This window comes from Brenneria sp. g21c3, assembly GCF_040240345.1.
Classification (GTDB): Bacteria; Pseudomonadota; Gammaproteobacteria; order Enterobacterales; family Enterobacteriaceae; genus Brenneria.
In genome coordinates this window covers 69692-93953 of record NZ_JBEIAB010000017.1, presented here as the reverse complement: position 1 = coordinate 93953, position 24262 = coordinate 69692, and the positions used below count along the sequence as shown (strand labels likewise).

Genomic DNA, 24262 nt, shown 5'->3' with positions numbered 1-24262 from the left:
TGCATGAATTACAGGTCTTAATGTTATGAAAAAGGTATTTCGCCGGTTTTTTCTGGCGTTATCGCTGCTGGCGTTGTTCGGCTGCGGTCTTAAAGGGCCGCTTTATTTTCCGCCGGAGGGCAAGTCGGCATCGCCCGACGCTCAGCAGCAGAGTGCGGATCACACACAGCAAAAATCGTCCGCGCGGCAGTAACCGGCGATGGTGTCTGATATATCTATCATTATGTTTATAACAGGTCACGATAGCGTTTACCGCGTCCGGTTAAGCCAGCGGAGTCAGGATAATGCAGTTCGCTAAAATGCATGGGTTAGGCAACGATTTCATGGTTGTTGATGCCGTCACGCAGAATGTTTATTTTTCACCCGAGCTGATCCGCCGCTTGTCGGATCGGCACTGCGGCGTGGGATTTGATCAACTCCTGGTGGTTGAGCCGCCGTACGATCCCGAGTTGGATTTCCATTACCGTATTTTCAATGCCGACGGCAGCGAAGTGGCGCAGTGCGGCAACGGCGCGCGCTGCTTCGCCCGTTTTGTGCGTCTGAAAGGGTTGACCAACAAGCGTGATATCGCGGTCAGCACCCAGACGGGACGGATGATCCTCAGCGTTACGGAGGACGACCTGGTGCGGGTGAATATGGGGGAACCCAATTTCGAGCCGCAGCAGATCCCTTTTCGCGCCATGAAAGCCGAAAAAACCTACATTATGCGCGTGGAGGAACACACCGTATTATGCGGCGTGGTCTCCATGGGCAACCCTCACTGCGTGATGCAGGTGGAGGAGGCGGCGACCGCCAATGTCGAGGTGTTGGGGCCGTTGCTGGAAAGCCATGAGCGCTTCCCTGAGCGCGCCAATATCGGTTTTATGCAAATCGTTGACCGCAATACCGTCAAGCTGCGGGTTTATGAACGCGGCGCCGGCGAGACTCAGGCCTGCGGCAGCGGGGCCTGCGCCGCGGTGGCCGTCGGCATTCAGCAGGATCTGCTGTCTTCACAGGTCAAGGTATCGCTGCCGGGCGGCGATCTGGATATCCACTGGGATGGGCCGGGACATCCGTTATTCATGACCGGACCCGCAACGCATGTTTACGATGGGTTTATTCATTTATGAAGAATGTCGAGGAGCAGGCGGAACGCCAGATCGCACTCAGTGACGACATGGTGTTGCAGTTCCTGCAACAGAATCCTGATTTCTTTATCCGCAATGCCCGGCAGATCGAGCAGATGCGCATACCGCACCCCGTCAGGGGAACGGTATCGCTGGTGGAGTGGCAGTTGTCTCGTCAACGGCACCACATCACCCAGCTTGAGGAAGAAATCACGTTGTTGATGCAGCAGGCGGGCGTTAACGAATCGCTGTTCAATCGCCTGCTGGGCCTGCAAACCGAGCTGGCGGCGGCGGATAGCCTGATGGATATGCTGGACAGGCTGCAACGCTGGGCGCGCAAGCTCGGGCTGTCGGGCGCCTCGGTTCGTCTGTTCAGCGACAAATGGCGTATCGGCGCGCCGTCTGATTTCACCCATTTATCGCTGAATCGTTCGGCGTTTGAGCCGTTGCGTATCCAGCGTCTTGGTCAGGCCAACCATTATCTGGGTAATCTGAACGGCCCCGAACTGTTGCTGCTGTTGCCGCAGGCCAAACAGGTGGGATCGGTGGCGTTATCCATGCTCGGCGAGGATCACGACCTGGGGCTGCTGATCTTCACCAGCCGCGATAGCCATCACTATCAGGATGGCATGGGAACCGTGCTGTTGCAGCAGATGGCGATGACGATTCTCCCCGCCATGCTGGCGCGCTGGATTGAACGGGTATGAGCCAACCCGCCGCGCCCGTCGCTCCCCGGCTTCAGTCGCCGGTTGACGATTTCCTGCGTTACCTGAAGGTGGAGCGTCAAATGAGTCCGTTGACGCTGAGCAGCTACGCCCGTCAGCTTGCGGCGGTTATCGCCATGGTTTCGTCCGCCGGCGTGGATGACTGGCGAACGCTGGATGCGGCCGGCGTTCGCGCCGTGGTTTCCCGCAGTAAACGCGACGGGCTGCACGCGTCCAGTCTGGCGCTGCGGCTGTCCGCCCTGCGCAGTTTCCTCGATTGGATGGTTGCGCGCGGCGAACTGGGCGCCAACCCCGCCAAAGGCGTGTCGACGCCGCGAGTCGGCCGTCATCTGCCGAAAAATATGGACGTGGATGAAATGAATCGTCTGCTGGATATCGAGCTCGACGATCCGCTGGCGGTGCGCGACCGCGCGATGCTGGAAGTGATGTACGGCGCGGGTCTGCGTTTGGCCGAACTGGTCGGCATGGACTGCCGCCATATCGATCTGGACAGCGGCGAAGTCTGGGTGTTGGGTAAAGGCAGCAAGGAACGCCGGCTGCCGATGGGCAAAACGGCGGTAACCTGGCTTGAGCGCTGGCTGGCGCTGCGTGAGTTGTTCGGGCCGCAGGATGACGCCATTTTTATTTCCAATCAGGGCCGGCGTATTTCCATGCGCAATGTGCAGAAACGCTTTGCGGAGTGGGGGGGCAAACAAGGCGTCAATAGCCATGTTCATCCGCATAAGCTGCGTCACTCATTTGCCACCCATATGCTGGAATCCAGCGGTGATTTACGCGCGGTGCAGGAATTGCTCGGCCATGCCAATCTTTCCACGACGCAGATCTATACCCATCTGGACTTTCAACACTTGGCGTCCGTATACGATGCCGCACATCCACGTGCCAAACGGGGAAAACATTGATGCATTTTTACCGACCATTAGGCCCCATCCGTGCGATAACCTTCGATTTAGACGACACGCTGTACGATAACGCCGAGGTGATACGGCGCACCAAGCAGGAATCGATCGCTTTTTTGCAACAGTATCATCCCGGTCTGAAAGATTTTCAGGAAGCGGATTTACAGCGCCTGCGCGACGAACTACGGGCGCAAGAACCTGAAATCTATCACGACGTCACGGAATGGCGGCGGCGGGCGGTTGAACAGGCGATGAAGAACATCGGCCTGAATGCCGACGAGGCGATGTGGGGGTCAATGGCGGCGATGGACAACGTCGCCTATTGGCGCAATCAGATCGTCATACCGGAAGAGACGCATCGTACGCTGGCGACGCTGGCCGAGCAGGTGCCGCTGGCGGCGATCACCAACGGCAACGCCGATCCCTATCAGTTCGGCCTGGAGCGCTACTTTGCCTTTGTGCTGCGCGCCGGTCCGGACGGCCGCTCAAAACCGTTCGCCGATATGTATCATCTGGCGGCGGAAAAGCTCAATCTGCCGCTTAACCAGATTCTGCACGTCGGCGACGATCTTACCACCGATGTCGCCGGCGCCGTGCGCTGCGGGATGCAGACTTGCTGGATCAACCTGCGGCAAGGCGACCTGATGCATATCGATGATGCCCGCTTGCTGCCGCATATCGAAATTTGCCGATTGGCATCGCTGACAGCGTTGTTATAATCACCTGTATATATACCCAATAGATTATGGCGGACTATCCTGCCCGCCTTCGGGTCAACGTTTTGCGTTGTTAAAAAACGATCCCGGCGTTTTTTCACGGCGCGGGAAGCGGCTTAACCGTCATGGCGGTCAATGCTTCCGCCGCCTGAACGATGCCGGGTTTGTCTTGTGTCAATAATCAGTGGTGACCGTGTTGCTTCGCGACGATACGGTTTCCCGTCAACGGATACCGTACCTATGGACGTTTCTGCTCTACTCGATGGCCTCAACGACAAACAACGAGAGGCGGTAGCCGCGCCGCGCAGCAATTTACTCGTGCTGGCGGGGGCGGGCAGCGGCAAGACGCGGGTGCTGGTGCATCGTATCGCCTGGCTGTTGTCCGTCGAAGGCTGCTCTCCTTATTCCATTATGGCGGTGACGTTCACCAATAAAGCCGCGGCGGAAATGCGTCACCGTATCGAACATCTGATCGGCACCAGCCAGGGCGGCATGTGGATCGGCACCTTCCACGGTCTGGCGCACCGTCTGCTGCGCGCGCATCATCTGGATGCCGGCCTGCCGCAGGATTTTCAGATCCTGGACGGCGAAGATCAGCTGCGTTTGCTCAAGCGCCTGATTCGCGCGCTGAATCTGGATGAGAAACAGTGGCCGCCGCGTCAGGCCATGTGGTACATCAACGGCAAGAAGGACGAAGGTTTGCGTCCTCAACATATCGAAAGTTACGGCAATCCGATAGAACAGACCTGGCAGCGGGTTTATCAGGCTTATCAGGAGGCCTGCGACCGGGCCGGGCTGGTGGATTTCGCCGAGCTGCTGCTGCGCGCCCACGAACTGTGGCTGAATAAGCCGCATATTCTGAATCACTACCGCGAACGCTTTACCAATATTCTGGTGGATGAATTTCAGGATACCAACCGTATTCAATATGCCTGGATCCGCATGCTGGCGGGGGATAGCGCCAATGTGATGATCGTCGGGGATGACGACCAGTCGATTTATGGCTGGCGCGGCGCGCAGGTGGAAAACATTCAGCTCTTTCTCCAGGATTTCGCCGGCGCGCAAACCATCCGCCTGGAGCAGAATTACCGTTCGACCAGCAATATCCTGAATGCGGCCAATGCCCTGATTGCGCATAACGGCGGGCGTTTAGGCAAGAATCTATGGACGGAGGACGCGGAGGGCGAACCCATCTCGCTGTACTGCGCGTTTAACGAACTGGATGAAGCGCGTTTTGTGGTCAACCGGATTAAAGTCTGGCAGGAGAACGGCGGCGCGCTGAGCGATAACGCCATCCTGTACCGCAGCAACGCCCAGTCGCGCGTGCTGGAAGAAGCCTTGCTTCAGCAGAGCATGCCGTACCGCATTTATGGCGGCATGCGCTTCTTCGAGCGGCAGGAAATCAAGGATGCGCTGGCTTACCTGCGCCTGATCGCCAATCGTAACGATGACGCGGCCTTTGAGCGCGTGGTGAATACGCCGACGCGCGGCATCGGCGACAGAACGCTGGACGTGGTACGGCAAACCGCCCGGGAGCGGCAGCTTACGCTCTGGCAGTCCACGCGTACACTATTGCAGGAAAAGGCGCTGGCGGGCAGGGCAGCATCGGCGTTGCAGCGTTTCGTCGAGCTGGTGAATGCGCTGGCGGATGAAACCGCTGAAATGCCGCTGCATGTGCAAACCGACCGGGTGATCAAAGATTCCGGTCTGTGGAGTATGTACGAGCAGGAGAAAGGCGAGAAAGGACAGGCGCGGGTGGAAAACCTTGAGGAACTGGTTACCGCGACGCGGCAATACAGCTATCAGGATGAAGATCAGGATCTGATGCCGTTGCAGGCGTTTTTATCGCATGCGGCCCTGGAAGCGGGGGAGGGGCAGGCGGATGCCTATCAGGATGCGGTGCAGTTAATGACGTTGCACTCGGCGAAAGGGTTGGAGTTTCCGCAGGTGTTTATCGTCGGCATGGAAGAAGGCATGTTCCCCAGCCAGATGTCGCTCGACGAAGGCGGCCGGCTGGAGGAAGAGCGCCGTCTGGCCTATGTCGGGGTAACGCGCGCGATGCGAAAACTGACGCTGACCTACGCGGAATCCCGGCGTTTATACGGTAAAGAAGCCTATCACCGGCCGTCCCGCTTTGTCGGCGAACTACCGGCGGAGTGCGTCGAGGAAGTCAGGCTGCGGGCCAGCGTGTCGCGCCCGGTCAATCACCAGCGTCTTGGCACGCCGATAAGCGAAACCGACAGCGGTTATCGCCTGGGCCAGCGGGTACGGCATGCCAAATTTGGCGAAGGCACCATCGTTAATCTGGAAGGCAGCGGCGAGCACTGCCGGATTCAGGTGGCGTTTCAAGGGCAGGGCATAAAATGGCTGGTGGCCGCGTATGCCCGGCTGGAAGCGGTATGATTTAGACCTGGCGGCCAATCACCGGCGAGCGGTCTGGCAGACGTCGGACGAGAATAAAAAGAGCAACAAGGAGCAGCGGCATGACATTGAAGCAGATTGTGGATGCTTTACGTCAAAAGAAATGGGTGGATTTAACCCACCCGATAACGGGCGATATCCCGGTTTTCAGCGCTTTTGAGGGCGTGAAGCGTAAAACGGTGTTCAGCGTTGAACAGCACGGTTTTTTCGCGGAGGAAGTCACGTTTACCACGCCGACCGGAACGCATATCGATTCGCCGGGGCATTTTGTCGCGGGCAAGCGCTATCTGGATCGCATTGATAATAAAGAGTTATTACTACCGCTGTCGGTGATTCACAAGCAGGAAGCGGTCGATCGCGACCCGGACTACCGTCTGACGGTGGATGACGTTTTGCAGTTCGAGGCGCAATGGGGAACGATCCCGGCGGACAGTTTCGTCGCCTTCGCCAGCGGCTGGAGCAAAAGATGGCCGGACGGGCGGGCGTTCGACAACAAGGATGAGCAGGGAAACAGCCACACGCCGGGGTGGTCTATCGAAGCGTTAACATTCCTGTTTGAACAACGCGGCATCAGCGCTGTCGGACATGAAACGCTGGACACCGACGCCGCCGTGGATTTTCGCCGCCACAACGCGCTGATCGGGGAATATTACGTTCTGGATCAGAACGCGTATCAGGTCGAAGTGCTGAACAATCTTGAGCAGATTCCGCCCACCGGCGCCTATATTCACGTGATGTATCCCAACTTTGCCGGTACGGCGAGTTTCCCTGTGCGCGCCGTCGCCTACCTGCCGGAAGACGCCTGACTGGAAGTCGTTTGAATAGTAAGATAAATTATGCTGGCTGATTATAATCAATGGACTGTAATATAATGGGATTTCCGGTGTTAAACGTTTTATCCCTTGCCGCGGGGATTATTATTGGTTTTGCATTGGCTGAACTCGTCAGTCGATGCAAGGGCATGACGTACCGTTTTGGCGTGATATATTCCTTTGTGTTTTTTGTTACATCGATTATATTTTCGCTCTTAATATTTGTTGCTGCCAGTTATGACCCAACATATACTCATATTTCAATGAATTATATTCCGTTGCTTTGTGCATTGTTTTATGGTTTTGTTGTGTTGGTTGTCGCTATTTTTTATTCATTAATAAAAAGAAGCACAGCAAAAAAAACTTTTATCCGCTGTGCGCTTTGTTTTTATATTCCAGCTTTTTTTATTGCCTTAGCGATTTAATCCCAATCGAGCCGGTATCTGCCGGGTTGTTTGAGCCACAAGTGACGACAAGGATGAGTAGGTTCCGCCCACCGGCGCCTATATTCACGTGATGTAACCCAACTTTGCCGATACGGCGAGTTTCCCGGCGCGTGCCATCGCCTACCTGCCGGAAGACGCCTGACTGCCAGGCGGGCGTCTGGCAAAAGAGGCGCTTTTGCAAAGACAGCTTGTCACATATGCCATGTCCGACTGGAAGTTGTTTGAATAGTAAGATAAATTATGCTGTCTGATTATAATCAATGGACTGTAATATAATGGGGTTTCCGGTGTTAAACGTTTTATCTCTTGCTGCGGGGATTATTATTGGTTTTGCATTGGCTGAACTCGTCAGTCGATGCAAGGGTATGACGTACCGCTTTGGTGTGATATATGCCTTTGTGTTTTTTGCTACATCGATTGTACTTTCATTTTTTATATTTTTATTTCTTGACTCGGCTTTATCATCGCCCTATAGATATATTCCATTAAATTATATACCATTAGCCAGTGCATTGTTTTATGGTTTAGTTGTTCTGATGATCGCTGTTTTTTATTCACTAATAAAAAGAAGCACAGCGAAAAAAACCTTTATCCGCTGTGCGCTTTGTTTTTATATTCCAGCTTTTTTTATTGTCTTGGCAATTTAATCCCAATCGAGCCGGTATCTTCCGGATTGCTTGATCCACAAAACATCGGATAAAATAACGAAATCGCCGCCTTTGTTATTTTTATCCCTATAGTGTTGAAAATCAGAGTTGTGAATTTTCGCGATTTTATTTCCTATGAATTGATAATAGTATTTTTTCGCTGATTCATTTAATTGTGATGTTGCCATTAAAATAAATTTACCTCGAGTTAATATTCCATTATCTGTCCAAACACCTAAGAATTGGTCACTTCCATTATTATTTATAAACTCAAATGTATCCTTTACATAAACACCGATATATCTTGTGTCAAAATATACTTTATTGTCTGTATCGCGAAACGCTGTGCCTAATAACCCTGTTTTTAGGTTAAACGTACCTAAAGCACCATACATATCGTCTAAGGTATCGAATATGTTATAGGGAAATGTACATGCGGCTATAAAATTATTCTGATAATACTGCTCCATCTCTCGAGCGGAAACCACCGGTCTGCCGATAATATTATAACGGCCGAAAGTATATGCTCCACGGCCATCCCACCCCAGCGCTTTCAGGCGTTTCACTACCTGTCTTAAGCCAGCCGGAGAATAAGCCCGAGTGGTTATCAGCTCATCGAATTTTTCTTTCACCCGAGGATAGTTTAATACCCATGACATTTTTATCGTTTCTTCATCGCAATGTTCGCTGGGAATATACAGCGCTTTCGGCATATCACGCCCGGATTTCCAACTTTCCGGCATTGCCCAGGCTGGGGAGCTAAACCAGCGATCCAACAGTTTTGCCGAGCGCTTCCATCCCATCTTACGCATGGCGGCTGGAATTTCCGTTACCTGCAACGGAGTCACTTCAACGCTGGAGGATGCATTACGTTCTTTCAGTTTGGTTTTTGCTTCGCTAACAATAAATTGAGCATTTTTATCCAGGATCCCTAACGACGCATTCCTGTTTGCTGATGACAGTCCCATAATAAAGCCTCAAATTTTCGGTTTAGGTGCGGATATAGCGATTTGAACTTTTTTAGCGGAAACGGTAACGGCCTTTTGTGAAGCGTAGTTAGCGGTCGTTGCTACATCACAAGCAATCTCAACCCCCTCTTCCAGCAGTGTGTAAGCGATGTTTTCTTGGGCGTTGTTCTTTATAAAGAATGAATGGGTATAATGACCGTCCTCTCTGTTGCCGGCTATTGGGTCTGTTATCTGTTGCTGTGATTGTCTTACCTTTCCGGCTGATTCATCCTCATCAACCACGCTCCATTCGTGATTATTCTGCGTATGAATTGCGATGGCGCCGCAAGAGGTTTTATGTCCCTGAAGCACTCTGGCTCTGCCATCGATTAGAAAACTCCTATCCCCTTCAATGAATATTGACCAGCACTTACACTGTGGACACCAGAACTTATGACCTACCGTGACGGCATATTTCCCCATGACGACAAAACTGGGTTCACCTTCCATTAGCGTGCCGCCGTGGGTTGTCGTATCGCCTGTGGTTATGCAAGCTCGTAACATAACTTTCTCCATTTTTAATTATGTTATTGATTTAAGTTGTGATTTTTTAATGACTATCCCTGTAGACAAAACCACTTGATTACAAGGGGATTGTGGCTGGGGCGCAGTTATTTTGTTCAATTTCGCGCTTTTGTCTATAGCTGAGCGTCTAACATGAATTAACGGAATCATTGGCTTAAATGGCGTGGACATCTCACGCCGGAAGCAACCGATTTATATCGTTATCTAACGTACGGAGAAGGCACATCAGCCGCGGTTTTAAAGTTGACAGCCTTTTTCATCTCGGCGTAACATGCGCGCATCATTATTCCTGGAGGACTTACGCCTTGGACGCTCCCAGTCGATGCTGGCTCAATAACCTGACCATTAGGTACAACTTCTAAGGCTATCCTCCCGTTGCTGATAGCCTCAGTGGTTGTCAGCGATCTCTTCATCAATGTCGCTGTGAGTCAGATCCGTCGAACGGACTGAAACCTGCCGGTGACGCTTTCACCCTTGTTTCTCTGCTTCAATCGCGTTGTCCATTCTTTTCTGTTCATGAAAAAGGAAGCAGTGGCCTATGCTGAGCGCATTTAAACTGGATAATTGCCGTTTATCTCGTCTGGAGCTGGACGATTCCGATGATCTCACCTCCTCTGTCTGGGTCGATTTGATCGAGCCGGAAGTCGACGAGCGTGAGAAAGTACAAAATGAACTGGGACAAAGCCTGGCGACCCGGCCGGAGTTGGAAGACATTGAAGCGTCCGCGCGTTTCTTTGAGGATGAAGACGGGTTGCATATTCACTCCTTTTTCTTTTTTGAGGATGCCGAAGACCACGCCGGCAACGCCACCGTGGCGTTTACCATTCGCGACGGCCGTTTGTACACGCTGCGTGAACGCGAGCTGCCGGCGTTTCGTCTCTACCGGATGCGGGCGCGTAATCAGACGCTGGTCGATGGTAATGCCTATGAACTGTTGCTTGACTTATTTGAAACCAAAATCGAACAACTGGCGGACGAAATTGAAAATATCTACAGCGATCTGGAGTCGCTAAGCCGCATCATTATGGAAGGCCGTCAGGGCGACGAGTACGATGAGGCGCTTTCCACGCTGGCTGAGTTGGAGGATATCGGCTGGAAGGTGCGTCTGTGCTTGATGGATACCCAGCGTGCGCTCAACTTCCTGGTGCGCAAGGCCCGCTTGCCTTCCGGCCAGTTGGAACAGGCGCGCGAGATCCTGCGCGATATCGAATCCCTGCTGCCGCATAACGAATCCTTGTTCCAGAAGGTCAACTTCCTGATGCAGGCGGCGATGGGCTTCATCAATATCGAACAGAGCCGCATTATCAAGATATTCTCGGTGGTCTCCGTGGTGTTCCTGCCGCCGACGCTGGTGGCCTCCAGCTATGGGATGAACTTTTCGTTTATGCCTGAGCTGAAATGGTCATTTGGTTATCCGGCCGCCATCGTGCTGATGATCCTGGCGGGTCTGGCCCCTTATCTTTATTTCAAACGCAAGAACTGGCTCTGAAACGCGTCGCGCGCCCTGGTTTGCGGCGCGCGTTGACGTTTTCCCTCGCGCGATTAATTTCCATGTTAATTATTTGTACAATCCGTTTAGAATGGCGGCAGTCGTCATATTACTGAAACAGGTTGTGTGCATGCGCAATAGCTCACCCTTAATGCAATGGGGGATTCTGTTCTCGGTCTCGCTGGTGCTGGGTGTTGTGCTTCAGGTCTATCACGTTCCGGCCGCGTTGTTGCTTGGCCCTATGCTGGTTGGGGCCGTCATGGGACTGAACGGCGCAACCATTCGTCTTCCCCCCGTCTTTTTTGCCGGTAGCAACGCGGTGCTGGGTTGTCTGGTGGCGCAAAGCCTGTCGCTGTCAATCCTGATGCCTTTATTGGACCACTGGTTGATGGTGCTGTTTATTCTGCTGGCGACCCTCGCCGCCAGCGGGTTGTCCGGCTGGCTGCTGATGAAATTCAGCGAACTGCCCGGCACGACGGGCGCGTGGGGCGCGTCTCCCGGCGGCGCTTCGGCGATGGTGGCCATGGCGGGGGATTTCGGCGCGGATGTGCGGCTGGTCGCGTTTATGCAATATTTGCGCGTCCTGATGGTAACGGCGGCGGCGGCTTTTGTTGCGCGTATCAGCCTGGGGGACGGGGCTGCGCACAACAGCGCCATGCTGATATGGTTTCCGGCGCTGGACTGGCGTTTCCCGGCGACCCTGAGCGTCGCCTTTAGCTGCGCATGGTTAGGGCGGCGGCTGCGCATTCCCTCCGGCGCACTGCTGGGGCCGATGATTATCGGCTCGCTGTTGCATTCAACCGGCGCGCTGACCTTGCAGACCCCGGAATGGCTGCTGGCGCTGGCCTATGCGATTATCGGCTGGAGCGTCGGTTTATCCTTTACCCGGGCGATTTTTCTGCTGGCGATACGCACCTTGCCGCAGATGATGGCGTCGATTATCGGGCTGATGCTGTTGTGCGGCGCGATGGCGCTGATGGTGACTCGGGTTCTGCCGATTGATCTGCTGACGGCTTATCTGGCGACCAGCCCCGGCGGGCTGGATTCGATTGCCATTATTGCCGCGGGCAGCAACGTCGACATGGCCTTTGTGATCGCGATGCAAACGATGAGGCTGTTCGCGACCCTGATAGTAAGCCCGCTCCTGTCGCGTTTTATCTCCCGGCGCATCGCGCCGTGATGCCGGCGGCTTGCCGCTGTTTATGCCGGTGATAAAACGCATCCAGAATAAACAACGCCAGCGCGCTCCAGATAAAAGCGAAGGTAATCATTTTATCTTCGCCGAACGTTTCGCCATAGCAGGTCACGGCCAGCAGGAACGTTAAGGTTGGTCCCAGATATTGGAAGAAACCCAGCGTAGACAGGCGCAAGCGCATGGCGGCGGCGGTAAAAAACAGCAAGGGAATGGTGGTGATAATACCGGCGCACATTAAAAGCAGGTTTAACGATCCGCTGTTTTCAGCCAGATGACTGCTTGGCGTATCGGCAATAAAAAACAGGTAAACGCTCGCGGCCGGCAGCAGCCACAGGGTTTCAATCAGCATGCCGATCTGGCCGTCAATCCCGATTTTCTTTCTCAGCAGGCCATATAAGGCAAAGCTGAAAGCCAGTCCCAGCCCGATGACGGGCAGCGAGCCGAAGGTCCAGAGTTGGACCAGCACGCCGGCGACGGCCAGCGACACGGCCAGCCATTGCAGATGGCGGAAGCGTTCGCCCAAAAACAGCATTCCCAGCATGACGTTCACCAATGGATTAATGAAGTAACCCAGGCTGGCTTCCAGCATATGGTGGTTATTGACCGCCCAGATATACAGCAACCAGTTGCCGCCGATTAATACGCTGGTGAATGCGAGCAGCAGCAGGCGTTTGACGTTTTTACAGGCGACGCGAACCTGACGCCATTTCCGGCCGATGCTCAACAGGATCAACATAAAGAAAAACGACCAGATAATCCGGTGCGTCAATATTTCATCGGCGGGTACATGTTCGAGTAGCTTAAAGTAAACGGGCGCAATACCCCAGATGGTGTAAGCGCCCAGAGCGAAAAAAATCCCCTTGCGGGTTTGCTGCGCATCCATGGGTGACTCGATAGAAAAAACGATATGGAAAAATAAGAGTTTATCCAAAACCGGGGGCATTTTCATTGTTATCCTCAGCCCGCAAGGTAAATAGCGGGAACAGGTGGATAAAAGGTTAATTAATTGTTTTTTTATTCATTAAATGTGTTTCAGACCAGAAAAAACCGAGAAACGGCGGAACGTTGATTCAAATAGCGGCGAACTGTGTAAAATGGCCCCTTTGGATTTCATGTGAGCCGCTCAGGCGTTCTGATTGACTCGCCGGGGGCGGCCGTCGGGATCGCGGATTTCCGGCTGACGAACATGACGGGAAGTAGACGTAGCCGATCGCTCAGGAGAAGAAGTGAATGCGTAAAATAGTAGGCATGCTGGTGATGCTGTTGGCGATACATGCTCAGGCGGAAGAAGCAACAATAGAGTCGGTGCATGACAAGCCCGCCGTGCGCGGCAGCATCATCGCCAGTCTGTTACAAAAGCACGATAGTCCGTTTATTCTTTATCCGTACGAGAGCAACTATTTACTGTATACCTACACCAGTAATATTAATAAGACCGCGATACAGAGCTATAACTGGAGCAACGCCGCTCGCAAAGATGAAGTGAATTTTCAGCTTAGTCTTGGTTTTCCTCTGTGGCGGGGTATTCTGGGCGATAATTCGTTGCTGGGCGCGTCCTATACCCAGCGCTCATGGTGGCAAATGTCCAATAAAAGCCAGTCTTCGCCGTTTCGGGAAACCGATTACGAGCCGCAGGTTTTCCTTGGCTGGGCGACGGATTACTCCGTGGCCGGCTGGACGCTGCGGGATGTCGAAGTCGGCTTCAATCATCAGTCTAACGGCCGTTCCGAACCGACATCGCGGAGCTGGAATCGCGCTTATGTCCGCCTGATGGCGCAAAACGGCAACTGGCAGGTGGATGTGAAACCCTGGATCCGTTTTTCCGACAGCCGCGACGATAACCCGGATATCACCAAATATATGGGACACTACCGTCTGCGCGTCGGCTATGTCTGGGGCGACAGCGTCATCAGCGCGGAAGGCCGCTATAACTGGAACACGGGCTACGGCGGCGGCGAGCTGGGCTGGAGCTATCCGCTGACGGAACACGTGCGCTTCTATACCAAAGTCTTCAGCGGCTATGGCGAGTCGCTGATTGATTATAATCACCGCCAGACCCGTTTCGGGGTTGGGGTGACGCTAAACGATATGTTCTGATTCTCGTCCCCGCACGGCCAAGCCGGCGGGCGGGCATCGTGGCAATATGCACGTAAACATTGCAGTTTTATCGGACGACGCTGAAAATGGCGTCTGGTTGAATTCATCAGATTGGGGAAGGCGTGTCTACGGCGGAAGTGTTAAATAAGGAAGCGCTGGCTGTGCAAATCCTGCGGGAGACGTTCGGTTATCAGCAATTCCGGCCGGGTCAGCAGGAAATTATCAATGCGACCCTTAGCGGGCAGGATTGTCTGGTGGTGATGCCGACCGGCGGCGGGAAATCACTGTGCTATCAAATCCCCGCGCTGGCGATGGATGGCCTGACGCTGGTGGTTTCTCCGCTCATTTCGCTGATGAAAGATCAGGTCGATCAGCTTCAGGCCTATGGCGTATCGGCGGCCTGTCTCAATTCGACCCAAACCCGCGAGCAGCAGTTTGAGGTGATGGCCGGCTGTCGTTCCGGGCAGATCAAACTGCTGTATATCGCGCCGGAGCGTCTGACCACCGACAGCTTCCTTGACCACCTGATGCACTGGAATCCGTCCCTGATCGCCGTGGATGAAGCGCACTGCATTTCCCAGTGGGGCCACGATTTCCGCCCTGAATACCGGGCGCTGGGGCAGGTGAAACGCCACTTTCCCGGTCTGCCGGTTATTGCGCTGACCGCCACCGCCGATGAAACCACGCGGCGGGATATCCTCCGCCTGCTGGATCTCCAATCGCCGCTGATACAGGTCAGCAGTTTCGACCGGCCGAATATCCGCTATACGCTGGTGGAAAAATTTAAACCGCTCGATCAGCTATGGATGTTCGTACAGGGTCAGCGCGGCAAAAGCGGCATTATTTACTGCAACAGCCGGGCCAAGGTGGAAGATATCAGCGCTCGTCTGCAAAGCCGCGGACTGAGCGTGGCGGCGTATCATGCCGGCTTGGACAACGAGCGTCGGGCGCAGGTGCAGGAAGCCTTCCAGCGCGATGACCTTCAGGTGGTGGTGGCGACCGTCGCCTTCGGTATGGGGATTAATAAACCGAACGTCCGCTTTGTGGTGCATTTTGATATTCCGCGCAATATTGAATCCTACTATCAGGAAACGGGCCGGGCCGGACGCGACGGTCTGGCGGCGGAAGCCGCGCTGTTTTACGATCCCGCCGATATGGCGTGGCTGCGGCGCTGTCTGGAAGAGAAACCGGCCGGACAGCAGTTGGACATTGAGCGCCACAAGCTGAATGCGATGGGCGCCTTCGCCGAGGCGCAAACCTGCCGCCGTCTGGTGCTGCTCAACTATTTCGGCGAAGGGCGTCAGCAGGCGTGCGGCAACTGCGATATTTGTCTCGATCCCCCCAAGCGTTATGACGGACTGGTGGAAGCGCAGAAGGCGCTCTCCTGCGTGTACCGGGTGGGACAACGGTTTGGCATGGGGTACATCGTCGAAGTGCTGCGCGGCGCGAATAATCAACGTATTCGCGAGTTCGGTCATGACAAACTGCCGGTTTACGGCATTGGCCGCGACAAGTCGCATGAACACTGGATTAGCGTATTGCGCCAGCTGATTCACCTGGGGCTGCTGAGCCAGAATATCGCGCTGCACTCCGCGTTACAGCTTACGGAGTCGGCCCGCCCGGTGCTGCGCGGCGAAGTCCCGCTACAGCTTGCGGTTCCGCGGGTGATTAATCTGAAGCCGCGCGCCAGTCAGAAAACCTACGGCGGAAATTACGATCGTAAGCTGTTCGCCAAACTGCGCAAGTTGCGTAAATCCATTGCCGATGAGGCCAACGTTCCGCCCTACGTGGTGTTCAGCGACGCCACGTTGCTGGAGATGGCCGAACTGATGCCGATTACCGCCGCGGAGCTGTTGAATATCAACGGCGTCGGGCAGCGCAAACTGGAACGCTTCGGCGCGCCCTTTATGTCGATGATCCGCGATCATGTTGATAATGACGACGAATAATCGACGCTATTTCCCGTCTAACACCATAGGAAATCAATGATGCTCATGCTGTTTCTGACCGTCGCTTTGGTTCATTTCATCGCCTTAATGAGCCCCGGACCGGATTTCTTGTTTATTTCGCAGACGGCGGCCAGTCGTTCGCGCAATGAAGCGATGCTGGGCGTGCTGGGGACTTCTCTGGGGGTAATGGTCTGGGCGGCGATTGCCCTGCTGGGACTGCATCTGTTGCTACAGCAGATGGCCTGGCTGCATCGCGTCATCACCATCGTCGGCGGCGCCTATCTGTGCTGGATGGGGTGGCAGATGTTGCGGTCGGCGCGGCGCAAGGCGCAATCCCACACCGAGCCGGAGGCGGTGGTCGCGTTGCCGCGGCGGGGGAAAACTTTTATGCGCGGTTTGCTGACCAACCTGGCCAATCCGAAAGCCCTGGTCTATTTCGGCAGCGTGTTTTCGTTGTTTGTCGGGGACGGCGTCGGCGCCGGGGCGCGTTGGGGATTGTTCGCCCTGATTTCGGTGGAGACGCTGGTGTGGTTCAGTCTGGTGGCGCTGGTGTTTGCGCTCCCTGCGATCCGCCGCGCTTATCAACGCCTGGCCAAGTGGGTGGATGGCGTGGCCGGCGTACTGTTTACCGGCTTCGGGCTGCATCTGATTTTTTCCCGCTGACGTTACCTGCCGCGGACGGTAAATCCGGCGGCGTTCGTCTAGGCTTTTCTGGCGCTGGCCAGCAGCGCGCCGACCAGGATAAACAGCGAACCGAAAATCCTGTTCAATAGGCGCATCTGGCGCGCGCCCTTCAGCCAGCCGGAAATCCGCGTGGCCAGCGTGGCGTAGCCAATCATCACCACAATGTCCACGATGATGGTGGTGGCGCCCAGCACCAGATACTGAGCGGCCTGGGGCTGATGGGGAATAATAAACTGTGGAAACAGGGCAGCCAGAAACACAATGCTTTTCGGGTTGGTCAGATTAACCAGAATGGCGCGTTTCAGCAGCTTACGGCGCGGCATGGCGCTGGCCAGCGCATGCATATCCAGCGAGCCTGCCGAGCGCCACTGCTGGAGCCCCAGCCAAATCAGGTACGCCGCCCCCAGCCATTTCAATATGTCGAAAAACATCATGGATTGCGACAGCAGCGCGCCGAGTCCGATCCCCACCAACACGATGTGTACGGCCAGGCCAATCTGTAAACCGGCGATTGAGGCAATGGTGCCGCGATAGCCGTGGCTGATGCCGGTGCTCATGGTATTGATCGCGCCCGATCCGGGAGAAAGACTGAGAATGAATGTTGTTAATAAATAGGTTAACCACCAGTCGAAAGTCACTTGCGGATGCTCCCTGAATCCTGTTTTTGATTGCGACATCTACGGGCCAATGCGTTGCATTGTTGAAAATCGCTCCAGGCGATTTTTTACTCGCCTCATCCCTGAGGCTCGCCCTACGGGCCAACGCGTTGCATTGTTGAAAATCGCTCCAGGCGATTTTTTATGGCGGGCTATCCCTGCCCGCCCCCTACGGGTCGTTGCTGCGCAACGCTGAAAATCGCTCCAGGCGATTTTTTACTCGCCTCATCCCTGAGGCTCGCCCTACGGGCCAACGCGTTGCGTTGTTGAAAATCGCTCCAGGCGATTTTTTGTGACACAATACGCCGATACCTATATTTGTTCTATAGCTCACAAAAACTTTCCGCTAGCTTTACTGGTCTGCCCCGGAGATGTGTGATGATTCCGTATTGCGATAGCCTGTTAACGCGAGAAGCGCAGTTCTCCGCCTTCGCTAACGGAAAATTACTGGATTTTTGGCGTCGGCGCGACGAAGGGGAGATGATCGGCGTCGATAACGTGCCGATCCGTTTTGTGCGTTTTACGTCTTCCCGCCACGATAAACTGGTTGTCGTCTTTCCCGGTCGTATTGAAAGTTACGTAAAATACAGCGAAGTGGCTTACGATCTCTTTCATAATGGCTATGACGTGCTGATGATGGACCATCGCGGGCAGGGGCGTTCCGGGCGCTTGCTTGCAGACCGGCATCGCGGGCATGTATTGCGCTTCAGCGACTATGTGGACGATGTCGATTTGCTGTGGCAACAGCAAATCGACGTTCAGGCCTATACCCGGCGATTTGCGCTGGCGCATTCGATGGGCGGCGCCATTCTGGCTCAGTTTCTGGCGCGCCGGCCGGCGGCGTTTGATGCGGCGGCGCTGTGCGCGCCAATGTGCGGCATTCACTTGCCGATGCCGCACTGGCTGGCCTGGCGAATTGTTGACTGGGCGGAACGCCACCCCTCGGTGCGCGACTATTATGCGATTGGCACCGGGCAATGGCGGGCGCTGCCTTATATGGTCAATGTGCTGACCCACAGCCGCGCGCGTTATCAGCGCAGCGTCAGAGCTTATGCCGACGAGCCGGCGCTACGCGTGGGCGGGCCGACCTATCATTGGGTGCGCGAAGCCATTATCGTGGGAAAACAGTTACTGGCGATGGCCGCCGATATCACCACGCCGATCCTGCTGTTACAGGCTGGGGAAGACTGTGTGGTGGATAATCGCAGTCAGGATGCGTTTTGTCAGGCTCTGGCGCGAAGCGGCCACCCATGCGCGGGCGGGAAGCCGCAGATTATTAAAGGCGCCCGGCACGAAATTCTGTTTGAGAAAGATGTTATTCGCGCCGAGGCATTCGGGCTGATTCTGGCTCATTTTGCCCATTATCATTAAATTTTGCGGCGAGCGCCGCGACATCCACCAGAGGTTAGAACTCACCGTTATGTACCATGTTGTCGCTTCCGATTTAGATGGCACGTTATTGTCGCCCGACCATACTCTGTCTCCTTATGCGAAAGAAACCCTTAAGCTATTGACTGAAAAGGGTATTCATTTTGTGTTCGCCACCGGGCGGCACTATATGGACGTGGGACAAATTCGGGATGGCCTTGGCATCAGCGCATTTATGATCACCTCTAACGGCGCCAGAGTCCACAATACGCAGGGCGAGCTGATTTTCAGTCATAATCTGGATGGGGACATCGCCCGCGATCTCTTCGGCGTGGTACACCACAACCCGGATATGCTGACGCATGTTTATCGCGATGACGACTGGTTTATGAACCGCCAGCGCCCGGAAGAAGAACGGTTTTTCAAAGAGTCGGTGTTTAAGTACAAGCTGTTTGAGCCCGCTCTGCTGGAAACCGACGGCGTCAGTAAAATCTTTTTTACCTGCGATGAGCATGAACAACTATTGGCGCTGGAAGAGGCGATCAATGCGCGCTGGGGCGATCGCGTCAACGTGAGCTTTTCCACGCTGACCTGTCTGGAAGTGATGGCCGGCGGCGTATCCAAAGGCCACGCGCTGGAGCAGGTGGCGAAGATTATCGGTTTCTCATTGCGGGAGTGCATTGCTTTCGGCGACGGCATGAACGATTACGAAATGCTGTCGATGGCGGGCAAAGGCTGCATTATGCAAAACGCGCATCAGCGTTTGAAGGATTTGCTGCCGCAGTTGGAAGTGATCGGCAGCAACGTGGATAGCGCGGTGCCGAACTATCTGCGGGATTTGTTTCTGAGATAACGCCGGGCGGCGGCGATGTTGCCGTGACGCTCCACCTCATCGGTAAAAAGAACGCGACCGGCAGGGCGCGTTCTCGAAGTATGACCAGCCTTCCCAACTCCGTCATTCCCTACTAACGCGGGAATGACGGGGCGTAGCGGCGAATGACAATGGCGGAGAGCAAGGGCGCGTGTCCCGCTTTACGGCTGAGCTGCATATTTTCCCCCGGACGCGGTCGGTTCGCGCCGATCTCCTCGCTTCTTTCTAATCTGCCTTGCGCCGGATACGCTGCGGCCGCCGGTTCTCCTTTAGTGATATCAATCACGGTTGTGATTTTTAATCGCCATTTAATTTTCGTTTTGTGTTCGTTTTTGCTCTTTATCAAACATTACCCCTGCATTTTGTGTCTCAATAGCCTGGTGGAACGAGACGCGTGAAGCGAGGATATGATGCAACAGAAGGGGTCATACCGGGAAACCGATGTCATTGTGATTGGCGGCGGCGCGACGGGAGCCGGCACGCTGCGGGATTGCGCGCTGCGTGGATTACGCTGTCTGTTGCTCGAACGCCATGATATCGCGACCGGGGCCACCGGGCGTAATCATGGTCTGCTGCACAGCGGATCGCGCTATGCGGTGACCGACGGCGAATCCGCGCGCGAATGTATTGAAGAAAACCAAATTCTGCGGCGTATCGCCCGTCACTGCGTCGAACCCACCGATGGCCTGTTTATCACGCTGCCGGAAGACGATCTCGCTTATCAAACCCCGTTTATCGCCGCCTGCCGTCAGGCGGGGATCGCCGCGCAGGCCATCGATCCGCAAGAAGCCTTGCGGATTGAGCCGGCGGCCAACCCCGCGCTGATTGGCGCGGTTCGGGTGCCTGACGGTACGGTGGATCCTTTTCGGCTGACCACGGCCAATATGATCGATGCGCAAGAGCATGGCGCCGAGGTGCTGACCTACCATGAGGCGATCGGTCTGATCCGTCAGGGCGATCGTATTACCGGCGTGCGCGTTTTCGACCATAAAAGCGGTATGGCCAGCGAAATCTATGCGCAGGTGGTGGTGAATGCCGCGGGGATCTGGGGACAACATATCGCCGAGTATGCCGATCTGCGCGTGCGCATGTTTCCGGCGAAAGGGGCGCTGCTGATTTTGGGGCATCGTATTAACAACATGGTGATTAACCGCTGCCGTAAACCGGCTGATGCCGATATTTTGGTGCCGGGCGATACCATTTCGCTGATTGGCACCACTTCCACCCATATCGATTACGATCAGATCGATAATATGACGGTCACGCCCGCGGAAGTGGACACCTTGATGCGTGAAGGCGCCAAACTGGCGCCGCAGCTCGCGGCCACGCGTATTCTGCGCGCTTATGCCGGCGTTCGCCCGCTGGTGGCCAGCGATAGCGATCCGAGCGGGCGCAGCGTCAGCCGCGGCATTGTGTTGCTCGACCATGCCGGCCGCGATGGTCTGGAAGGTTTAATCACCATCACCGGCGGCAAACTGATGACCTACCGGCTGATGGCCGAATGGGTGACGGATAAAATCTGCGAAAAGTTGGCTCACCACGCGGTTTGTACTACCGCGCACCGGCCGTTGCCCGGTTCGGAACCCGCGCAGGAAGAGGCGGCGTCCAAGCCGTCCGCTTTCGCAAGGCCGTCGCAAAACCCGTCGCCGTCCTGGTCCGCGCCGCTACGGGGATCGGCGATTTATCGCCACGGCGAACGCGCCGATCGTTTGCTGTCCGGCGAACGTCTGGACAGCAGTCTGGTTTGCGAATGCGAGGCGGTGACCACGGGCGAAGTGCGTTATGCGGTGACGTCGCTCCAGGTGAATAACCTGGTTGATTTACGGCGGCGCACCCGCGTCGGGATGGGAACCTGCCAGGGCGAGCTGTGCGCCTGCCGGGCCGCCGGGCTGCTGTGTCGCTTCGGACAGTCGACGCCGCGGGAGTCCATCGTCCAACTGAGCCAGTTTCTGAATGAACGCTGGAAAGGCATTCGTCCGGTCGCCTGGGGAAACACCCTGCGCGAAAGCGAGTTTACCAGTTGGGTCTATCAGGGGTTGTGCGGTTTGACCGCCGACGACCGCGAGGAGGAACGCGATGCGCTATGACGTAGTCATTATCGGCGGCGGACTAGCGGGGCTGACCTGCGGCATTCGGCTCTCCGAGCAGGGGAAGCGTTGCGCCATCGTCAGCGCCGGGCAGAGCGCGCTGCATTTCTCTTCCGGCGCGCTGGATTTGCTGGCTTGTCTGCCGGACGGCCAGCCGGTCGTCCAACCTCTCGACGCGCTGGACGAGCTTGCTCGTCAGGCGCCGCGTCATCCCTATTCGCTGATCGGCGCCGAGCGGATCGCCGCATTATTGCCGCAGGCCCAGGCGCTGCTGGTTCGCTGCGCCATGCCGATGCTGGGAGACTATCGACGAAATCATCAGCGTATGACGCCGCTGGGCAAGTTTCGTCCCTGCTGGCTGAGTCCGCCGGATAGCGCGATCCGCGGTTTACCAGCGACGGCGGATTGGCGAAGACCGCTGGTGGCCGGCATTGAAGGCTTTCTGGATTTCCAGTCGCGGATTGTGGCCGGGACGCTGCAATCGCAGGGGATTGCCGCCCGCAGCGGCGAGTTGAAACTGCCGATGCTCGATCGGCTGCGGCGCAATCCCAGCGAGTTCCGGGCGGTGAATATCTCCCGCGTTCTCGATCGCGCGGAAAACCGGGCGGCGCTGGCGGAGGAACTGACGGTATTGGCGAGCGGCAACGACGGCGTGATTATGCCCGCCTGTCTTGGACTGGATTCGCCTTGCGCGCCGACCGAGCTGAGCGAGCTGTTGGGCAAACCGGTGCGGCTGCTGCCGACGCTGCCGCCTTCCGTGCCGGGGCTGCGCTTGCATCAGGGGTTGCTGCGTCGCTTTCGTCAGTCCGGCGGTATCGTCATGCCCGGAGACCGGGTGGAGCGGGCGATGCAGGATGCGCCGGAGATGGCCCTCTATACCCGCAATCATCAGGATATTCCGCTGCGCGCCAGACAGATTGTGCTGGCCAGCGGCAGTTTTTTCAGCAATGGTCTGCGCGCGCAGTTCGATAGGGTGGTTGAACCGGTCTTCGGGCTGGATGTGCGCTTTGCGGCGCAGCGGGAAGACTGGAGTCGGCAGGATGTGTTCGCCGCACAGCCCTATATGCAATTCGGCGTCATCGCCGATGAACAACTGCACCCCGCTATCGGTGGTAAAACGGCGGATAACCTGTATGCCGTCGGCGCGGTGTTGGAAGGGTTCGATCCCATTACGCAAGGGTGCGGCGCGGGCGTCTCGATGCTGAGCGCGCTGTATGCGGCCGACCTGATCCTGAAGGAGGGCCACGCATGAGTTTGCCGGCCGACAACAGCTTCGAAAATTGCATCAAGTGTACGGTGTGTACCACCTATTGCCCGGTATCGCGGGTTAACCCGCTCTATCCGGGGCCGAAACAGGCCGGCCCGGACGGCGAGCGGCTGCGTCGTAAAGATCCGGCCTTGTATGATGAAGCCCTGAAATATTGCACCAACTGTAAACGCTGCGAAGTGGCCTGTCCGTCGGACGTCAAAATCGGCGATATCATTCAGCGCGCGAAAGCCGGTTACAGCACGCACAAGCCTTCGTTGCGCGATGCCATTCTTAGCCATACCGATCTGATGGGCGCCGTCTCCACGCCTTTCGCCCCGTTGGTGAATACCGCCACCGGTCTGAAGCCGGTGCGTCAGCTATTGGATAAAGCGTTAAAAATCGACCATCGGCGTCAGTTGCCGAAGTATTCTTTCGGCACTTTCCGCCGCTGGTATCGCCGGCAGGCGGAAACGCAGCGGCGTTACCCCGAACAGGTCGCCTACTTTCATGGCTGCTACGTTAACTATAACCATCCTCAACTGGGTAAAGATCTGATCCGGGTATTTAACGCGCTGAATGTGGGCGTTCAACTGCTCAGTAAAGAGAAATGCTGCGGCGTGCCGTTGATTGCCAACGGGTTTCACGACCAGGCGAGAAAGCAGGCGCGGGTAAATATCCAATCGCTGGATGAGGCGATCAACGGCAAGTCCATGCCGGTGGTGGCGACCTCGTCCAGCTGCGCTTTCACGCTGCGCGACGAGTATCCGCATTTGCTGGACGTCGATACGCGCGCTGTCCGCGACGGCATTGAGCTGGCGACGCGTCAGCTCTACCGCCTGCTGGAAGAACAGGGAAGAGCATTGCCGTTACGCCCGCTGGCGCTGCGGGTGGCGTATCATACGCCCTGTCATCTGGAGAAAATGGGCTGGACCGCCTATACGCTGGCGCTGTTGCAGCGCATTCCCGGTATTGAGCTTATTGTGCTGGATTCCCAGTGCTGCGGCATTGCCGGCACCTACGGTTTCAAAAAGGAAAATTACGCCACCGCGCAGGGCATCGGCGCGCCGCTGTTTCGTCAGATTGAGGAAAGCGGCGCCGATGTGGTGATCACCGACTGCGAAACCTGTAAATGGCAGATCGAAATGTCCACCGGCAAGCCGTGCGAACATCCGATTACGCTGCTGGCGCGGGCGCTGATTCAGGCGTGAAGGGGCAGGGAAGCCCATGATAAAAAAAACCTAAACACCACCGCGCCTCTGCTCCGGAAAAGCACGGTAATGCTTAGGTTTTTGGCCGGCGTGACAAAACAGGCT

23 protein-coding genes are annotated in these 24262 nt (G+C 55.7%); 19 read left to right on the top strand and 4 right to left on the bottom strand.

The genetic code is table 11. The annotated features are described in order from the left end of the window. The first annotated feature begins 25 nt into the window (after positions 1 to 25). The 9 genes from lptM to ABRZ28_RS19790 all read left to right on the top strand — a co-directional run bounded on the left by lptM (position 26) and on the right by ABRZ28_RS19790 (position 7772). A complete protein-coding gene (lptM, locus tag ABRZ28_RS19830; protein ID WP_330521260.1) occupies positions 26 to 193 on the top strand; it encodes an LPS translocon maturation chaperone LptM in 168 nt (55 codons plus the stop codon). Positions 194 to 284: 91 nt separating this feature from the next. Continuing rightward, positions 285 to 1109, top strand: coding sequence for a diaminopimelate epimerase (gene dapF / locus ABRZ28_RS19825; RefSeq protein ID WP_319605755.1), 825 nt, complete (start codon positions 285 to 287; stop codon positions 1107 to 1109). After that, on the top strand, positions 1106 to 1813 hold the full coding sequence (locus ABRZ28_RS19820; RefSeq protein WP_319605756.1) for a DUF484 domain-containing protein: 708 nt from the start codon (positions 1106 to 1108) through the stop codon (positions 1811 to 1813). Before dapF ends, ABRZ28_RS19820 begins: the two co-directional genes overlap by 4 nt. Beyond that, entirely contained in the window at positions 1810 to 2733 is a 924-nt protein-coding gene (gene xerC / locus ABRZ28_RS19815; protein WP_330521259.1) for a tyrosine recombinase XerC, read from the top strand. Before ABRZ28_RS19820 ends, xerC begins: the two co-directional genes overlap by 4 nt. Next, positions 2733 to 3449 carry a 5-amino-6-(5-phospho-D-ribitylamino)uracil phosphatase YigB gene (yigB, locus tag ABRZ28_RS19810; RefSeq protein WP_330521258.1) on the top strand — a complete coding sequence of 239 codons (717 nt, stop codon included), beginning with the start codon at positions 2733 to 2735 and terminating at the stop codon, positions 3447 to 3449. The genes xerC and yigB overlap by 1 nt, the downstream gene beginning before the upstream one ends. A 237-nt stretch (positions 3450 to 3686) precedes the next feature. Then, positions 3687 to 5849 carry a DNA helicase II gene (uvrD, locus tag ABRZ28_RS19805; RefSeq protein WP_319605759.1) on the top strand — a complete coding sequence of 721 codons (2163 nt, stop codon included), beginning with the start codon at positions 3687 to 3689 and terminating at the stop codon, positions 5847 to 5849. Positions 5850 to 5929: 80 nt separating this feature from the next. Continuing rightward, positions 5930 to 6673 carry a cyclase family protein gene (locus ABRZ28_RS19800; RefSeq protein WP_330521257.1) on the top strand — a complete coding sequence of 248 codons (744 nt, stop codon included), beginning with the start codon at positions 5930 to 5932 and terminating at the stop codon, positions 6671 to 6673. A gap of 65 nt (positions 6674 to 6738) precedes the next feature. Beyond that, complete coding sequence (locus ABRZ28_RS19795) at positions 6739 to 7104, top strand: hypothetical protein (protein ID WP_330521256.1); 366 nt, start codon at positions 6739 to 6741, stop codon at positions 7102 to 7104. Between the two features lie 296 nt (positions 7105 to 7400). Next, a complete protein-coding gene (locus ABRZ28_RS19790; RefSeq protein WP_330521255.1) occupies positions 7401 to 7772 on the top strand; it encodes a hypothetical protein in 372 nt (123 codons plus the stop codon). On the opposite strand, the gene ABRZ28_RS19785 is transcribed toward ABRZ28_RS19790, so the two are convergent. Together ABRZ28_RS19785 and ABRZ28_RS19780 are read right to left on the bottom strand one after the other, a co-directional pair. Continuing rightward, positions 7769 to 8740, bottom strand: coding sequence for a DUF6402 family protein (locus tag ABRZ28_RS19785; protein ID WP_330521254.1), 972 nt, complete (start codon positions 8738 to 8740; stop codon positions 7769 to 7771). The two genes, ABRZ28_RS19790 and ABRZ28_RS19785, sit on opposite strands and share 4 nt — an antisense overlap. Positions 8741 to 8749: 9 nt before the next feature. Continuing rightward, a complete protein-coding gene (locus ABRZ28_RS19780; protein ID WP_330521253.1) occupies positions 8750 to 9283 on the bottom strand; it encodes a PAAR domain-containing protein in 534 nt (177 codons plus the stop codon). Positions 9284 to 9842: 559 nt separating this feature from the next. On the opposite strand from ABRZ28_RS19780, the gene corA reads away from it, so the two are divergent. Continuing rightward, positions 9843 to 10793: a magnesium/cobalt transporter CorA gene (gene corA, locus ABRZ28_RS19775; protein WP_319605761.1), complete on the top strand. Its 951-nt coding sequence runs from the start codon at positions 9843 to 9845 to the stop codon at positions 10791 to 10793. 130 nt (positions 10794 to 10923) lie between these two features. Further along, positions 10924 to 11973, top strand: a complete 1050-nt coding sequence (locus ABRZ28_RS19770) for an AbrB family transcriptional regulator (RefSeq protein ID WP_330521252.1) — start codon at positions 10924 to 10926, stop codon at positions 11971 to 11973. Here ABRZ28_RS19770 and rarD read toward each other — a convergent pair. Continuing rightward, positions 11948 to 12871, bottom strand: coding sequence for an EamA family transporter RarD (gene rarD, locus ABRZ28_RS19765; protein ID WP_330521251.1), 924 nt, complete (start codon positions 12869 to 12871; stop codon positions 11948 to 11950). The genes ABRZ28_RS19770 and rarD overlap by 26 nt on opposite strands. A 347-nt stretch (positions 12872 to 13218) precedes the next feature. Between rarD and pldA the strand changes: the two genes are divergently transcribed. The 3 genes from pldA (at position 13219) to rhtC (ending at position 16697) form a co-directional block, all read left to right on the top strand. Beyond that, complete coding sequence (gene pldA, locus ABRZ28_RS19760) at positions 13219 to 14085, top strand: phospholipase A (RefSeq protein WP_319605764.1); 867 nt, start codon at positions 13219 to 13221, stop codon at positions 14083 to 14085. A 122-nt stretch (positions 14086 to 14207) separates the two neighbouring features. Continuing rightward, positions 14208 to 16034, top strand: a complete 1827-nt coding sequence (recQ, locus tag ABRZ28_RS19755; protein ID WP_319605765.1) for an ATP-dependent DNA helicase RecQ — start codon at positions 14208 to 14210, stop codon at positions 16032 to 16034. 39 nt (positions 16035 to 16073) lie between these two features. Then, entirely contained in the window at positions 16074 to 16697 is a 624-nt protein-coding gene (gene rhtC / locus ABRZ28_RS19750; RefSeq protein ID WP_319605825.1) for a threonine export protein RhtC, read from the top strand. A gap of 38 nt (positions 16698 to 16735) precedes the next feature. Here the strand turns inward: rhtC and rhtB are convergent, their stop codons facing one another. After that, complete coding sequence (gene rhtB / locus ABRZ28_RS19745) at positions 16736 to 17356, bottom strand: homoserine/homoserine lactone efflux protein (RefSeq protein WP_330521250.1); 621 nt, start codon at positions 17354 to 17356, stop codon at positions 16736 to 16738. Positions 17357 to 17752: 396 nt separating this feature from the next. Here rhtB and pldB point away from each other — a divergent pair, with 396 nt between their 5' ends. The 5 genes from pldB (at position 17753) to glpC (ending at position 24157) form a co-directional block, all read left to right on the top strand. Further along, a complete protein-coding gene (gene pldB / locus ABRZ28_RS19740) occupies positions 17753 to 18745 on the top strand; it encodes a lysophospholipase L2 (RefSeq protein ID WP_319605826.1) in 993 nt (330 codons plus the stop codon). Between the two features lie 49 nt (positions 18746 to 18794). Further along, a complete protein-coding gene (gene yigL, locus ABRZ28_RS19735) occupies positions 18795 to 19595 on the top strand; it encodes a sugar/pyridoxal phosphate phosphatase YigL (RefSeq protein WP_319605767.1) in 801 nt (266 codons plus the stop codon). Between the two features lie 425 nt (positions 19596 to 20020). Further along, positions 20021 to 21700, top strand: coding sequence for an anaerobic glycerol-3-phosphate dehydrogenase subunit A (gene glpA, locus ABRZ28_RS19730; RefSeq protein WP_330521249.1), 1680 nt, complete (start codon positions 20021 to 20023; stop codon positions 21698 to 21700). Next, positions 21690 to 22952 carry a glycerol-3-phosphate dehydrogenase subunit GlpB gene (gene glpB, locus ABRZ28_RS19725; RefSeq protein ID WP_330521248.1) on the top strand — a complete coding sequence of 421 codons (1263 nt, stop codon included), beginning with the start codon at positions 21690 to 21692 and terminating at the stop codon, positions 22950 to 22952. The genes glpA and glpB overlap by 11 nt, the downstream gene beginning before the upstream one ends. Further along, a complete protein-coding gene (gene glpC, locus ABRZ28_RS19720) occupies positions 22949 to 24157 on the top strand; it encodes an anaerobic glycerol-3-phosphate dehydrogenase subunit GlpC (RefSeq protein ID WP_330521247.1) in 1209 nt (402 codons plus the stop codon). Before glpB ends, glpC begins: the two co-directional genes overlap by 4 nt. The last annotated feature ends 105 nt before the right edge of the window (positions 24158 to 24262 follow it).

Bases quoted from the DNA above. Each gene is read 5' to 3' on its own strand.
- lptM (WP_330521260.1), top strand. From the start codon at position 26: ATGAAAAAGGTATTTCGCCGGTTTTTTCTGGCGTTATCGCTGCTGGCG.
- ABRZ28_RS19785 (WP_330521254.1), bottom strand. From the start codon at position 8,740: ATGGGACTGTCATCAGCAAACAGGAATGCGTCGTTAGGGATCCTGGAT.
- rarD (WP_330521251.1), bottom strand. From the start codon at position 12,871: ATGGATGCGCAGCAAACCCGCAAGGGGATTTTTTTCGCTCTGGGCGCT.
- glpA (WP_330521249.1), top strand. From the start codon at position 20,021: ATGATGCAACAGAAGGGGTCATACCGGGAAACCGATGTCATTGTGATT.
- dapF (WP_319605755.1), top strand. From the start codon at position 285: ATGCAGTTCGCTAAAATGCATGGGTTAGGCAACGATTTCATGGTTGTT.
- pldB (WP_319605826.1), top strand. From the start codon at position 17,753: ATGATTCCGTATTGCGATAGCCTGTTAACGCGAGAAGCGCAGTTCTCC.
- glpB (WP_330521248.1), top strand. From the start codon at position 21,690: ATGCGCTATGACGTAGTCATTATCGGCGGCGGACTAGCGGGGCTGACC.
- ABRZ28_RS19790 (WP_330521255.1), top strand. From the start codon at position 7,401: ATGGGGTTTCCGGTGTTAAACGTTTTATCTCTTGCTGCGGGGATTATT.
- pldA (WP_319605764.1), top strand. From the start codon at position 13,219: ATGCGTAAAATAGTAGGCATGCTGGTGATGCTGTTGGCGATACATGCT.
- ABRZ28_RS19820 (WP_319605756.1), top strand. From the start codon at position 1,106: ATGAAGAATGTCGAGGAGCAGGCGGAACGCCAGATCGCACTCAGTGAC.
- yigB (WP_330521258.1), top strand. From the start codon at position 2,733: ATGCATTTTTACCGACCATTAGGCCCCATCCGTGCGATAACCTTCGAT.
- uvrD (WP_319605759.1), top strand. From the start codon at position 3,687: ATGGACGTTTCTGCTCTACTCGATGGCCTCAACGACAAACAACGAGAG.
- corA (WP_319605761.1), top strand. From the start codon at position 9,843: ATGCTGAGCGCATTTAAACTGGATAATTGCCGTTTATCTCGTCTGGAG.
- ABRZ28_RS19795 (WP_330521256.1), top strand. From the start codon at position 6,739: ATGGGATTTCCGGTGTTAAACGTTTTATCCCTTGCCGCGGGGATTATT.
- ABRZ28_RS19780 (WP_330521253.1), bottom strand. From the start codon at position 9,283: ATGTTACGAGCTTGCATAACCACAGGCGATACGACAACCCACGGCGGC.
- rhtC (WP_319605825.1), top strand. From the start codon at position 16,074: ATGCTCATGCTGTTTCTGACCGTCGCTTTGGTTCATTTCATCGCCTTA.
- yigL (WP_319605767.1), top strand. From the start codon at position 18,795: ATGTACCATGTTGTCGCTTCCGATTTAGATGGCACGTTATTGTCGCCC.
- ABRZ28_RS19770 (WP_330521252.1), top strand. From the start codon at position 10,924: ATGCGCAATAGCTCACCCTTAATGCAATGGGGGATTCTGTTCTCGGTC.
- glpC (WP_330521247.1), top strand. From the start codon at position 22,949: ATGAGTTTGCCGGCCGACAACAGCTTCGAAAATTGCATCAAGTGTACG.
- ABRZ28_RS19800 (WP_330521257.1), top strand. From the start codon at position 5,930: ATGACATTGAAGCAGATTGTGGATGCTTTACGTCAAAAGAAATGGGTG.
- xerC (WP_330521259.1), top strand. From the start codon at position 1,810: ATGAGCCAACCCGCCGCGCCCGTCGCTCCCCGGCTTCAGTCGCCGGTT.